The organism is Mycobacterium gordonae (assembly GCF_001417955.2).
Lineage (GTDB): Bacteria > Actinomycetota > Actinomycetes > Mycobacteriales > Mycobacteriaceae > Mycobacterium > Mycobacterium gordonae_B.
In genome coordinates this window covers 54,291-67,873 of sequence record NZ_LKTM01000113.1, presented here as the reverse complement: position 1 = coordinate 67,873, position 13,583 = coordinate 54,291, and the positions used below count along the sequence as shown (strand labels likewise).

The 13,583-nt window shown below is 67.9% G+C and carries 12 protein-coding genes; 3 read left to right on the top strand and 9 right to left on the bottom strand.

What is annotated here, in order from left to right:
- Window positions 1–29 precede the first annotated feature (29 nt).
- Window positions 30–1,709, top strand: coding sequence for a CocE/NonD family hydrolase (locus AO501_RS12320; RefSeq protein ID WP_055577992.1), 1,680 nt, complete (start codon window positions 30–32; stop codon window positions 1,707–1,709).
- Window positions 1,710–1,809: 100 nt separating this feature from the next.
- Here AO501_RS12320 and glgC read toward each other — a convergent pair whose 3' ends face one another.
- Window positions 1,810–3,024, bottom strand: a complete 1,215-nt coding sequence (gene glgC / locus AO501_RS12315; protein ID WP_055577991.1) for a glucose-1-phosphate adenylyltransferase — start codon at window positions 3,022–3,024, stop codon at window positions 1,810–1,812.
- Window positions 3,025–3,249: 225 nt separating this feature from the next.
- Here glgC and glgA point away from each other — a divergent pair, with 225 nt between their 5' ends.
- Entirely contained in the window at window positions 3,250–4,413 is a 1,164-nt protein-coding gene (gene glgA, locus AO501_RS12310) for a glycogen synthase (protein WP_055577990.1), read from the top strand.
- A 26-nt stretch (window positions 4,414–4,439) separates the two neighbouring features.
- On the opposite strand, the gene AO501_RS12305 is transcribed toward glgA, so the two are convergent.
- From AO501_RS12305 to AO501_RS12275, 7 genes are all read right to left on the bottom strand, one after another.
- Window positions 4,440–4,607, bottom strand: a complete 168-nt coding sequence (locus AO501_RS12305) for a DUF3117 domain-containing protein (protein ID WP_003406247.1) — start codon at window positions 4,605–4,607, stop codon at window positions 4,440–4,442.
- A gap of 176 nt (window positions 4,608–4,783) precedes the next feature.
- Window positions 4,784–5,377: a DNA-3-methyladenine glycosylase I gene (locus tag AO501_RS12300; RefSeq protein WP_055577988.1), complete on the bottom strand. Its 594-nt coding sequence runs from the start codon at window positions 5,375–5,377 to the stop codon at window positions 4,784–4,786.
- A 7-nt stretch (window positions 5,378–5,384) separates the two neighbouring features.
- Window positions 5,385–5,759, bottom strand: coding sequence for a DivIVA domain-containing protein (locus AO501_RS12295; RefSeq protein ID WP_055577987.1), 375 nt, complete (start codon window positions 5,757–5,759; stop codon window positions 5,385–5,387).
- A 39-nt stretch (window positions 5,760–5,798) separates the two neighbouring features.
- Entirely contained in the window at window positions 5,799–6,746 is a 948-nt protein-coding gene (locus AO501_RS12290) for a glucosyl-3-phosphoglycerate synthase (protein ID WP_055577986.1), read from the bottom strand.
- Window positions 6,743–7,567 carry a dihydropteroate synthase gene (folP, locus tag AO501_RS12285; RefSeq protein WP_055578015.1) on the bottom strand — a complete coding sequence of 275 codons (825 nt, stop codon included), beginning with the start codon at window positions 7,565–7,567 and terminating at the stop codon, window positions 6,743–6,745. Before folP ends, AO501_RS12290 begins: the two co-directional genes overlap by 4 nt.
- Before the next feature lie 347 nt (window positions 7,568–7,914).
- Entirely contained in the window at window positions 7,915–9,687 is a 1,773-nt protein-coding gene (fadD6, locus tag AO501_RS12280) for a long-chain-acyl-CoA synthetase FadD6 (RefSeq protein ID WP_055577985.1), read from the bottom strand.
- A gap of 45 nt (window positions 9,688–9,732) precedes the next feature.
- Entirely contained in the window at window positions 9,733–10,290 is a 558-nt protein-coding gene (locus tag AO501_RS12275) for a TIGR00730 family Rossman fold protein (RefSeq protein ID WP_055577984.1), read from the bottom strand.
- 63 nt (window positions 10,291–10,353) lie between these two features.
- Here AO501_RS12275 and AO501_RS12270 point away from each other — a divergent pair, with 63 nt between their 5' ends.
- Window positions 10,354–12,480: a GTPase domain-containing protein gene (locus AO501_RS12270; RefSeq protein ID WP_055578014.1), complete on the top strand. Its 2,127-nt coding sequence runs from the start codon at window positions 10,354–10,356 to the stop codon at window positions 12,478–12,480.
- Here the strand turns inward: AO501_RS12270 and dapE are convergent.
- On the bottom strand, window positions 12,477–13,541 hold the full coding sequence (gene dapE, locus AO501_RS12265; RefSeq protein ID WP_055577983.1) for a succinyl-diaminopimelate desuccinylase: 1,065 nt from the start codon (window positions 13,539–13,541) through the stop codon (window positions 12,477–12,479). The two genes, AO501_RS12270 and dapE, sit on opposite strands and share 4 nt — an antisense overlap.
- Window positions 13,542–13,583: the final 42 nt, after the last annotated feature.

Genomic DNA, 13,583 nt, shown 5'->3' with positions numbered 1-13,583 from the left:
GGGGGGCGAGCCCCGTCTAAGGTAACGGCGTGGCTCGCGACCCGGCACCCGCTCTCGACCGGCCCTGGCGGCGGCCCGGCGCAGCGAGGTACGCGCTGGAACGGGTTCGCAGCATCGCCCGGCCGCCGGTCACCGTGACCGACCCCTCGCCGGACGTCATTGCCGACCGCGACGTCGAAGTACCCACCCGCGACGGAACCGTGTTGCGGATCAACGTCTTTCACAAGGGTGAACGCGCACCGCGGCCGGTCGTCCTGAGCATCCACCCGTACGGCAAAGACGATCTGCCCCGACGCCGGCGCAGCCGCTGGACGTTCTCCCCGCAGTTCCGCGCGCTGCGCCAGCCCGGACCGCTGACCTTTTCGGCCCTGACCGGTTGGGAGGCGCCCGATCCGGCGTGGTGGGCCGAGCAGGGGTTCGCCGTCGTCAACGCCGACGCACGCGGCTGCGGGCACTCGGACGGCACCGGCAAGCTGTTGTCCCAGCAGGAGGCCGAGGACACCTACGACCTGGTGCAGTGGATTGCCGACCAACCGTGGAGCGACGGCCGAGTCGTCATGCTGGGCGTCTCGTACCTGGCCATCAGCCAGTACGCCGTCGCCGCCCTGCGACCGCCGGCCCTGCGCGCGATCTGCCCGTGGGAAGGCCTCACCGACGCCTACCGCGACCTGACGTTCCCCGGCGGTATCCGGGAGTTCGGCTTCACCAGATTGTGGTCGTACGGCATGAGTCGGACGCGCCAGACGTACAGCCTGAAGGGACTGCAGGAAGAACATCCGCTGCGCGACGACGCGTGGCGAGCGATGACACCCGATCTGCCGGCGATCACGGCGCCGATGCTGGTGTGTGGCAGTTTCTCGGACAACAACCTGCACACCCGCGGTTCGATGCGGGCATTCACCCGGGTCGGTTCGAGCTTCACGCGGTTGTACACCCACCGCGGCGGGAAATGGTGCGAGTTCTACTCCCAGGACGCACGGGAGGAGCAGCTGCGATTTTTCCGGACCGCACTGGACGGCGCACCAGTGTCCCGCAGCGTGCGCCTGGAAGTGCGCGAGGACCGCGACACCGTCGTCTCGGTCCGGGAGGAGAACGAGTGGCCGCTCGCCCGAACCCGCTGGCGCCGGCTGTATCTGGCGGGGGCGGCAGTGCTGGCGACCGAGCCGCCGGTCGCAGCGGGCAGCATCACCTTCCAAACCCATTCTCGTGCAGCGGCTTTCAACTGGACAGTGCCGCAGGACATCGAATTGACCGGCCCGATGATGGCGCGGCTGTGGGTCCAGCTGGATGGCTTCGACGATGCGCACATCTTCGTCGGGGTTGAAAAGTGGCGTGACGGAAGCTATGTCGGGTTCGAAGGGTCCTACGGTTACGGCCGAGACCGGGTCACCACCGGCTGGCAGCGGGTGTCGCTGCGGGCGCTGGACACCCAGCTTTCCAAGCCGTGGGAGCCGGTCCCGTCGTGTGACCGCCCGCAGCCGGTACGCCCGGGCGAGGTGATTGCACTGGACGTGGCGTTGGGTCCGTCGGCGACGCTGTTCCGCGCGGGTGAACAGTTGCGCCTGGTGGTGGCTGGGCGCTGGCTGTCGCCCCGGAACCCGCTCACCGGCCAGTTCCCGGCGGCCTACCCGGACCCGCCGCGTGGGCTGGTGACGCTGCGTTGGGGCCCGCGCTACGACGCACATCTGCTGATCCCCGAGATCCCCTAGGTTTCCGCGGCGAGCAGTCGCAAAGTCGCACGATCTCGCGTCGAACTATGCGACTTTGCGTCTGCTCGCGGGAAACTCGCGCGGAAGGGCGGGACCTCCGCTAGATCCAGACGCCCTTGCCGACCGCCACCACACCGCCGGCGCTGATCGCGAAACGCTCCCGGTCCTTCTCCAGATCGACGCCGACCATCTCGCCCGGCCCGACGACCACGTTCTTGTCCAGGATCGCGTGGCGGACCACCGCGCCACGGCCCACGCGCGCCCCCGGCATGATCACGCTGCCCTCCACGATCGCGCCGTCGTCGACCACGACATTGGATGACAGCACCGAGTTGCGCACCGACGCCGCCGAGATGATGCTGCCGGCACCCACCACGGACTCCTGTGCCGAGCCGCCGTTGACGAACTTGGCCGGCGCCAGGTTCTCCGACTCGCCTCGGATCGGCCAGCGTTTGTTGTACAGGTTGAACACCGGGTGCACGGACACCAGATCCATGTGCGCGTCGTAGAACGCGTCGAGCGTCCCCACGTCACGCCAGTAGGCCCGGTCGCGGTCGGTCGCACCCGGCACCTCGTTGTCGCTGAAGTCGTAGACGGCGGCCATCCCGTCTTCCACCAGGCGCGGGATGATGTCGCCGCCCATGTCGTGGTCGGAGTGGTCATCGTCGGCGTCGGCGCGAATCGCGTCGATCAGCACTTTAGTGGTGAAGATGTAGTTGCCCATCGACACGAACGTGCTGGAGGGGTCGTCGGGAGTGCCCGGGGGGTCCAGCGGCTTTTCCACGAAGCTGCGGATCCGGCCCGACTCGTCTGCGTCGATGCAACCGAAGGCGGTCGCTTCGGTCCTCGGCACCCGGATGCCCGCCACGGTCGCACCGGCGCCGCTGTCGATGTGGAACCGGACCATTTGCTCGGGGTCCATCCGGTACACGTGATCGGCGCCGAACACCACGATGTAGTCCGGGTCTTCGTCGTGGATCAGGTTGAGCGACTGGTAGATGGCGTCGGCCGAGCCGGTGTACCAGCGCGGGCCGAGGCGTTGTTGGGCGGGAACCGGGGTGATGTACTCGCCGGCCAGACCCGACAAACGCCAGTTCTGGGAGATGTGGCGGTCCAGGGAGTGCGACTTGTACTGCGTGAGCACGCAAATCCGCAGGTAGCGAGCGTTGACCAGGTTGGAGAGCACGAAGTCGATCAGCCGGTAGGCCCCGCCGAAGGGAACCGCGGGCTTGGCGCGGTCGGCGGTCAGGGGATAAAGCCGTTTGCCCTCGCCACCGGCCAGCACGATGCCGAGCACGTGTGGCGCTTCCCTCATGGCACAAACCTATCGGCAGCCACGAAGCGCTGCCACCGGTAGGGTCCCGATTGTCAATTCGCTAGACGGACGAATATTTAAGGAAGTTAGTGCAGTTCGGGCCATCTCGGTCCGGCTCCACGCCAGCCCGCCCTGCGGCTGCCTCGTCGCCGACTCCGGCTCGACTGTCCGGCTCCACGCCAGCCCGCCCTGCGGGCTGCCTCGTCGCCGAACTACCGTTCGGGTATGCGCGTGGCGATGATGACTCGGGAATACCCTCCGGAGGTCTACGGCGGAGCCGGCGTACACGTCACTGAACTGGTCTCCCAATTGCGCCGGCTGTGCGCGGTCGACGTGCACTGCATGGGAGTCGACCGCCCGGGAGCCGTCGCCCACCAGCCCGACCCGCGCCTGCGTGCCGCCAACGCCGCACTGTCCACCCTGTCGGCAGACCTGGTGATGGCCAACGCCGTCAACGCGGCGACCGTCGTGCATTCGCACACCTGGTACACCGGAATGGCCGGACACCTGGCCAAGCTGCTCTACGACGTCCCCCACGTGCTGACCGCACATTCGCTGGAACCCATGCGCCCATGGAAGGCCGAGCAACTCGGCGGGGGCTATCACGTGTCCTCCTGGGTCGAACAGACCGCGACGCTGGCCGCCGACGCGGTCATCGCCGTCAGCTCCGGCATGCGCGACGACATCCTGCGGGTCTACCCCACGCTGGACCCGAACGCGGTGCACGTGATCCGCAACGGAATCGACACCGAGTTCTGGCACCCGGCCGGCCCCGTCCATACCGGTTCAGTCCTGGCAGAACACGGCGTCGACCCGAACCGTCCCATCGTCGCGTTCGTCGGGCGCATCACCCGCCAGAAGGGCGTCCCACACCTGGTCGCGGCCGCTCACCAGTTCAGCCCGGACGTTCAGCTGGTGCTGTGCGCCGGGGCGCCCGACACTCCCGAGATCGCGGAGGAAGTGCGCTCGGCGGTCGCCAGACTCGAGCGCAGCCGCACCGGCGTGTTCTGGATTCGCGATATGCTCCACAAGACGAAGTTGCGCGAAATACTCACCGCTGCAAATGTTTTCGTGTGCCCTTCGGTGTACGAGCCGTTGGGCATCGTCAACCTGGAAGCAATGGCGTGCGGGACGGCGGTGGTGGCCTCCGACGTCGGTGGCATCCCCGAGGTGGTCGCCGACGGCGTCACCGGGTCATTGGTGCATTACGACGCCGACTACCCGGAGGCCTTCGAGGCAAGGTTGGCCGAGGCCGTCAACGCGCTGGTCGCCGAGCCCGCAAAGGCGCGACAGTACGGCCACGCGGGACGACAACGCTGTATCGAGGAATTCTCGTGGGCACACATCGCCGAGCAGACGCTGGACATCTACCGGAAGGTGTGTGCCTGAGGCAGACGGATGAACCGGTCTGCGGGTTAGCTGGTGACGCCCTTAAGTTCGTCGCCCAGCGCAGCGGCCTCGTCCGGCGTCAGTTCGACGACCAAACGACCGCCGCCTTCAAGTGGTACCCGCATCACGATGCCGCGCCCCTCTTTGGTTGCTTCAAGTGGACCGTCACCGGTCCGGGGCTTCATCGCCGCCATCGAGTGCTCCCTCCAGATTCGAGCTGGCCCGCACCCGCGGACCTGGTCGGCGCCGAGCATGCCCCGCCAGTGGATTTCCAGCCATACCCGACATTGAACTGCCAAATCACCCCTCCATTGTTCCCTATCCGGGAGACCAGGTGCACAAAGACCCGCTTCTGAGGCCAACCTGACGCCTAAGAAGCCCGCCCGGCACCGCTCGGAGGGACCCAGCAAGCGCTGATGTGATCGTCGACCATGCCGGTGGCCTGCATCAGCGCATAGGCGGTGGTCGGTCCCACGAAGCGGAAACCTCGGCGCTTCAGCTCACGGGCCATGGCCTTGGATTCCGGGCTGGTGGAAGGTATTTCGGACAAGTCAGCAAACCTGGGACGTGTGGGCGGCGCAAACGACCACAGCAGCTCAGACAAATCCTGCGGCGACCCCAGGTCCAGTACGGCGCGGGCGTTGGCGACCGTCGATTCGATCTTGGCGCGGTTGCGCACGATGCCGTCGTCGGCCAGCAGGCGCTGCACGTCCGCCTCGGTGAAGTGGGCGACCTGCTCGACGTCGAAGCCGTGGAACGCCCGGCGGAAGTTCTCCCGCTTGCGCAGAATGATCAGCCACGACAGCCCGCTTTGGAATGCCTCCAGACTCATCCGCTCGAACAACGCGGTGCCGTCTGTGAGTGGTCGACCCCACTCGTCGTCGTGGTAGTCGCGGTAGAGGTCGGCATCCGGCCCGGGGCGGACGACGGCCCAGCCGCAGCGAACCAGACCGTCGTCACTCATCGCGGGCTCACGTGGGGCCGGACCGGTCGACCGCGACGGCGTCGACGTCGGATACCTCGGCCTCGTTGACGTCATCGGCCGGGGGCGCCTCTATCCCGGACGATTGGAGGGCGGCAACCTGGCCACGCAGCGTCTCGATCTCGCGACCCAGGCGGTCCAGCACCCAGTCGACCTCGCTGGTCTTGTACCCGCGCAGCACTTGCGTGAATTTAACGGCCTCGACGTCGGCCGCCGTGACGCCGTAGGCGGGCAATACCGTCGCCGTCGTCGCGCGCGGCAGGGGCGGCAACTGTTCTCCGCGGCCGAACAACAGGCTTGCCACGCCGAACAAAACGACCGCCACCAGGGTCAGAACCACCAGGTACAGCAATACCAGCGCCACGAGAGTCGATCTTGCCCTACCGCACCGACAGGCCGGCGATCAGCAAGGTCTGAGCACACTCATCGGGGGGCGATCGGCCAATGACACCGGCAGGGTGTGCTGGGTGTAGCCGTCGCCGGCCGGAAAGAACTGGGTCAACCCGACACCCGAGTCGGGAATGCCGCAGCGCGTCAGCAACGTCGCGATCACCTGCCGGCTCATCACGCCCAACTCCTCCAACGGCCGGTTGCGGTGGGCTCGCACACCCAGGTTGACCTGGGCGATCGCGTCCAGGCCCAGCCGATCGAAGGTGTCGACCAGCAAGCCGATCTCCACGCCGTAACCCGGCGCGAACGGCAGCGACATCAGCAATTCCCGGCTGGCTGCGTATTCCCCGCCCAGCGGCTGCAGCACCCAGCCCAGCTCGGGGCGCAGCGCTGCCAGCAGCGGCCGCGCCACGAGCTCGGTGACACGGCCACCGCCGGTGGAGCCCGCGTCGCCGCTCGCGTCGCCGACCTTCAGCGGCCGCCGGTAGAAGCCCTTGACCAGGTGAATGCCGTCGCCGGTGAGCAGCGGGCCGACCAGGTTCGGCACGAACATCGGGTCCGGGTCGATCAGGTCGGAGTCGATGAACACCACGATGTCCCCGCTGGTGGCCGCCAGCGACCGCCACAACGCCTCGCCCTTGCCCGGTCGCGCCGGAAGCTCGGGTAGCGCCTGCTCACGACTCACGACTCGGGCACCGGCGGCGATGGCGCGGATCTCGGTGTCATCGGTGGATCCCGAGTCCAGCACGATCAGTTCGTCGACCAGCCCGTCAACCAGCGGCGAGATGCTGTCGATCACCGATTCGACGGTTTCTTCCTCGTTGAGGGCAGGCAGCACCACCGAGATCGTCCGGCCCGCCTTGGCGGCGACGAGTTCGTCGACAGTCCAGCGTGGCCGGTTCCAGCTCCGGTCGGCGAGGTCGCCGACCAGGTCTGCCGCGACCAGATCGGATGCTGTCATCCCAGCCCCCTCACGGTCCGCGCCGGCGGACGGATGCCCTGAATCGAGGCGACCATCTCCAGCGCCCTCCTGGTCGCCGCGACCTGGTGGACGCGGAACATGCGGGCCCCGGCGGCCGCGGCCAGCGCGGTGGCTGCCAGCGTCCCCTCGAGCCGTTCGGTCACGTCCACGCCTAAAGTCTCCCCGACGAAGTCCTTATTACTCAAAGCCATGAGCACCGGCCACCCGGTCTTAACAAGATCGGCCACGTGCCGCAACAGCAGCAGCCCGTGGAAGGTGTTCTTGCCGAAATCGTGGGCCGGGTCGATCAGTACCCGGTCGCGGGCTACCCCGGCCGCGACGGCCCGCTCGGCGGCGGCTGTGACCTGGCGAATCACATCGTCCACCACGCCGCGGGTAGTCGTACCGTAGCTCACCCGGAAGGGCCGGGTGCGCGGTAACGCTCCTCCGGTGTGCGCGCACACCAGGCCGGCGTCGTACTCGGCGGCCACCTCCTGCAACTTCGGGTCTACCCCGCCCCAGGTGTCGTTGATGATGTCCGCGCCGGCCGCGCACGCCAGCTTGGCCACCTCCGAACGCCAGGTGTCGACGCTGATCAGCTGGTCGGGGTAGGCGCCGCGCAACCACTCGACGAACGGCACCAGCCGGGCGATCTCGGTAGCGGTGTCGACGGTCTCGCCCGGGCCCGCCTTCACCCCGCCGATATCGATGACGTCGGCTCCTTCGGCGATCGCGCGGTGTACCGCCTCGCGGGCTGCGTCGTCGGCAAAGGTCGCGCCCTTGTCGTAGAACGAGTCGGGGGTCCGGTTGATGATCGCCATGATCAGGGCGCGATCACCCGCGACCGGACGACCGCACAGGGTGTGTTGGCCGGCTGACGCCGCCGACGTTGAGCGCACGCCTCCATAGTGCCTGCTGACCTGGCGTCGATGGCGCCCAGTGTGAGGGTTGCGCAACGGCGGACCGGTCAGCGCACAGCGGCTGCCTGGCACTCAGTCACATCCGTCACTTGTGCACCGGCAAAGCTCGGCACAGCGCCGCCTGAAAGGTGATATCGCATGCGCTATCACCTTTCGCGGGAGAGTGAGGCGACTCCTGCAGGGGCTCGTGTGACTGTTGTGACTCAAAGACCGCCGGCCCAACCGGCCGGCGCGTTCCCCCAGGGCTTTCAGCCCTGCGGTCGCTTGCCCGAGGCGACTTCCTCCGGATATTCGTCGTAGAACTTCACATATCCCTCTTTGCGGCCGGCCAACACGTACAGCGGATCCTGCACATCCGACCCGTAAGCCTGCTTACGCAACTCCACCTTGCGGCTCTTGAACGTCGTGGTGTGCTCCAGCGACTCAACCAGCCGCACGAACAGCGGCAGTGCGTAGGCGGGCAGCTTGTCGTACACGGCGCGGGCCAGCGACTGGCCGTCGAACCCGGCGCCCTCGCGCAGCTTGATCGCCGCCATGCCGGCGCGCCCGCCGGTGTTGGGCACCTCGACGCCGAACACCGTGCACTCTTCGACATTGGGATCGGTTGCCACCGCGGCCTCGACCTGGGTGGTGGCCACGTTCTCACCCTTCCAGCGGAACGTGTCGCCCAACCGGTCCACGAAGGCCGCGTGGAACAAGCCCTGCGGGCTCATCACGTCACCGGTGTTGAACCAGCAGTCGCCCTCCTTGAAAGCGGAGCGCACCAACTTCTTCTCGGTGGCGGACTTGTCGGTGTAGCCGTCGAACGGCTGCAACCGGTTGACCGGGCTCAGCAACAGGCCGGGCTCTCCGGCAGGCACCCGACGCACCCGCCCGTTGTCGTCGCGCACCGGTTCGCCGGTGTCCGGGTCGTACTCGACATAGGCCAGCGGCATCGGTGAAATCCCGGTGCTGCGAGCAACATTGAACACATTGATGAACGCCGTGGTGCCTTCGCTGGCAGCGTAGAACTCGCAAACCCGGGAAATGCCAAAGCGTTCGGTGAAGTCGTCCCAGATGTCCGGCCGCAGGCCGTTGCCGGCGATGACACGGATCTTGTGCTTGCGGTCGGTCGGCTTGGCCGGCTGGTTGAGCAGGTAGCGACAGACCTCGCCGATGTAGATGAACGCGGTGGCGCGGTGTTCTATCACCTCGTCCCAGAACCGCGACGCGGAGAAGGACTTCCCCAGCGCGAGTGTCGCCCCCGAGTTGATCACCGACGACACCGCCACCGTCAACGCGTTGTTGTGATACAGCGGCAGGCAGCTGTACAGGGTGTCGGAGCTCTTCAGCCGCAGCCCGAGTCCGCCGAAAGCGCCCAGCGCCTTGAGCCAGCGGTAGTGCGTCATGACGCTGGCCTTCGGATAACCGGTGGTGCCGGAAGTGAAGATGTAGAACGCGGTGTCCCTGGCGCGCACCGCCGTCGACGACGCCGGGTTGGTGGCCGGGGCGGTGGTGGCAAAGCGCCCCAGGTCTTCCACGGTCAGCACGTCACCGGCCGAGCCGCCGGATTCGCTGACGGCACTGACCAAGTCGGATTCGGCGATCAGCACCTTGGCATCGAGCAGACCCAGGCTGTGCGCCAGGACGTCACCGCGCTGGTGATAGTTGAGCATGCCGGCGACCGCGCCGCACTTGACGACGGCCAGCATCGTCAGCACCGCGTTCGGCGAGTTGCGCAACATGACGCCGACGACGTCGCCCGGTCCGACTCCGCGCGCGGCGAGCACGGCGGCGTACCGGTTCGCGGTGGCATTCGCTTCGCGGTAGGTCAGTTGCTCATCCCCGAACCGGAGGAATACCCGGTCGGCGTAGCGAGCGGCCCGGTCCTGGAACACCGACGCGATTGAGGTCTTGGAGCTGGGCCGGGCCAGCAAGCCGCCGACTCCTCGCGCGATCGACGGCGCGTCGGCGATGAGGCCGGGCACCTGCATGGCGATATCGGTGAGCTTGACCCGTGCGCGTGCGCCTTGATCGGACACGTCATCCCTCGCTATCCCTGGCTTCGTTAAAACCAGCTCCGCCCGTCAGTCGGGCGCGCACGCGTTGAGCGCATCGCCGACTTTATCGACCACGATCAGCCGGTCGACGGCGGCCTGGGAGATGTAGCCGCTGTCGATCAGTCCGTAAACCCAGGCACGCACACCGTCATAGTGACCCCAGGGATCCAGCAGCACGATCGGCTTGTCGTGCACGCCCAGATACCCCTCGGTCCACGCGCTCAGCAATTCGTCCAGGGTGCCGACCCCGCCCGGCAACGCGATGAACGCGTCGGCCCGCTCTTCCATGACTTGTTTGCGCTCACGCAGCGTGTCGGTAACGATCAGCTCGTCCGAATCATGGTCAGCCAGTTCGCGTTCCAGCAGCATGGTGGGTATTACCCCGACGGTCCAGCCGCCGTGGGCGCGCGCCGCCGAGGCCACCGCGCCCATTGCCGACACATGGCCACCACCCCACACCAGCGTCCAGCCCCGCTCGGCGATGGCCGCACCCAGTGACGCCGCGAGCTCCAGCAACTCCGGATGCATCGGCGACGCCGCGCAGTACACCGCGACCGTCCGCTGGCCGCTGGTTGCGGAAGACATATCCGAAACGTAGACCAACCCTGCGGAAGCCGCGTACCGAACGCGGGCCATAGACTCGCAATGGTGCCGATTCGTTGGAACGTCCCCCAGCACACGGCCGCTCTACAGCGGCTGACCGCCGCGTTGGCCGACAAGGGTGGTGCGGTGGTACTCGGACCCGACGGCGTCGGCAAGTCAACCCTGGCTCGGCTGGCCGCTGAGGAGTTCTGCGCGCAACACCCGGGCACGACTACCCGCTGGGTCATCGGCACCCCGGCCGAGCGGGTGGTTCCGTTCGGCGCCTTCGGTCATCTGATCGACATCGCCGACATCGGCAAGCCGGCCGCGCTGTTGCGCGCCGCCCGCACCTCACTGACCCGCGCCGCCGCGCAAGGTGATCTGCTCCTCATCGTCGACGAGGCGCACGACCTGGACATCCTGTCGGCCACTCTGGTGTATCAGTTGGCGCTCACCCGGGCGGCCCGGATGATCGTCACCGCCCGCGCTGATGCGGCCCCGCCGGCGATCGCGGCGATGTGGACCGACGGCCTACTGGACCGCATCGACCTGGAGCCTCCCGCAGGGACCACGACCGCGGCCGAGGTCGACGAGTTCCTCGCGGAATTACCGGAACCGGCGCGGGCAGTGGTCGAGTTCCTGTCGATCCTGGAGCCGCTGACGCTCGACGACCTGAACGTCCTGGCCGGTCACGGCGCGGTAGGTCAAGCCGAGGAGTTGGGGGCCGCCGAGACCCGGATACGCAACCACGACGACCAGCGCCCGATGGTCTACACCGCGCACCCGCTTTTCGCGGTGCGCGCGCGGGCGGCACTGGGCGCCGACGGCGTACGACGACGACGCACCGAGTTGGTGAAGCTCCTGGCGCAGCATCCGGCCGAGCACCTCAGCGACCGGCTGCGGTTGGCGTCCCTGGCACTGGACTGCGACGCACCCCAACCGGTGGAAGAGGTGGCCGAGGCCGCGCAACAGGCGCTGCGGCTGGGCGATCTGCTGCTGGCCGAACGGTTGGCGCGGGCCGCCGTCGATCAGTCCGGCGGACTGCAGTCCCGTCTGGTGCTGGGGCAGGCACTGGGCTGGCAGGGACGCGGCCGCGAAGCAGGAGCGGTGCTGGCGGCGGTGGAACCGGCGCAACTGTCGGAGTCGGAGTTGATGGCGTGGGCGGTGCCGCGGGCCGCCAACCAATTCTTCATGCTCGGCGAACCAGAGAAAGCCACCGCTTTCCTGCAGACCACCCGCGGTCGGCTGACCGACCCGGCGGCGCGCACGGTGCTGGACGGACTAAGTGCCACATTCGCGATGAATGCCGGAAACCTGCAACGTGCAACGACTTTGGCTAACGAGGTGCTGTCCGGATCTGCGGCGAGTGACCTGGCGGTGTCCTGGGCGGCCAGCGCAGCAGCCTTGTCCTCGGCCCGGATGGGCCGGTTCGACGACGTCGAGCGGCTCGCCGGACAGGCTGCGGCCGCCGAACATCCCGGACTGCTGCGGTTCACGGTGGGACTTGGCCAGATCACCTCGCTGTTGATGGCGGGCGAAGTAGACGAAGCGCAGACACTGGCACAGCAGTTCACCGATTTCGCCGAATTGCAACAGCCGGGCCGCGCGATCGGCGAGGTGCTGCTGGCTTACGTGTTGCTGGTGAAGGGTGAATTCGTCGCGGCCGCAGAACTTTTGGATCCTGCTGCCGCCGAGCTGGAACGCACCGGCTATTCCTGGGGTCCGTTGTCGCTGATGTTGCTGACGACGGCGATCGCCCGCCAAGGCGATATTCCCGGCTCTGCCAAAGCATTGCGCCGCGCGGAATCCCGGCATGGGACCAAGTCGGCCCTGTTTGCCCCCGAACTCGGGGTGGCGCGCGCCTGGACCCGGGCGGCCGCGCGTGATCAGACCAGCGCGGTCACGGCGGCTCGCGAAGCGGCCCGCGCGGCCGAGCGGGCCGGACAGTCGGCGGTGGCGCTGCTCGCCTGGCATGACGCCATCCGCCTGGGCGACCGGCGAGCTGCCGACCCGGCCACTCGCCTGGTCGCTGAAATCAATTGCCCGGTAGGGCATCTCGTATCCAGACACGCCAGCGCTCTGGTTGCCGGTGATGCGGACGCGCTGAAGGCCGTTGCCGATGACCTGGCGGCGATCGGGATGGGCGCCGCGGCCGCGGATGCGGCGGCGCAGGCCAGGCAGTTCAGCGCCTAACCGGTCAGATATCCCCGCAGCATGTCCACCGCTGCGGTGATCGCGGCGACCGGCACCCGCTCGTCGCGCTTGTGCGCCAGGTTCGGGTCGCCCGGCCCGTAGTTCAGCGCCGGGATGCCCCGCGCCGCAAACCGGGAGACGTCCGTCCAGCCGTACTTCGCCCGCACCTGTCCCCCGGCGGCCTCGACCAGCGACTTCGCAGCCGGCGCCGACAGACCCGGCAAGGCACCGGCCGCGGAGTCGGTCAGTTCAATCGACACGGCCAGTCCGTCGAGCACCTCGTGCACGTGCTGCAACGCCTCCTCAGGGGAGCGGTCCGGCGCGAAGCGAAAATTGACCGTAACCGAGGCCGCGTCGGGAATGACGTTGCCAGCGACGCCACCGTCGATGCGCACGGCCGAAAGGCCTTCGCGGTAAACACAACCGTCGATGTCGACGCTGCGCGGCCGATACGCGGCCAACCGGTCCAGCACGGCACCCAGCTTGTGAATCGCGTTGTCCCCCAACCAGGATCGCGCCGAGTGCGCGCGGGTTCCAGCAGCACTGACCACGACGCGCAACGTGCCCTGGCAACCCGCCTCGATGAATCCCCCGGTGGGCTCGCCCAGGATCGCCACGTCGGCGGTCAGCCAGTCCGGCAGCTCGCGCTCCAGGCGGCCCAAACCGTTGGCCGCGGACTCGATTTCCTCGCAGTCGTAGAAGACCAGGGTCAGGTCGTGCGCCGGCTCGGCGACCGTTGCGGCGAGGTGCAGGAAGACGGCGTCGCCGGACTTCATATCCGAGGTACCGCAGCCATGCAGTTCGCCGTCCTCGATCCGGCTGGGCAGGTTGTCGGCCACCGGGACGGTGTCCAGATGCCCGGCCAGCAGCACGCGAGACGGCTTCCGGCGCGCCGTGCGGGCCAGCACCGCGTTGCCGTTGCGGATGATCTCGAACCCGGATGTCTGCTCGCGCAGCGCGGCCTCGACCTCGTCGGCGATGCGCGCCTCGTCCCGCGACTCGCTGGGAATGTCGACCAGCGCCGCGGTCAGCTCGACAGGGTCTCCGCGCAGATCCAGCACAGCTCCAGCCTAGGGCCAGCCCCGCGAGGAGACGCGAAGTCG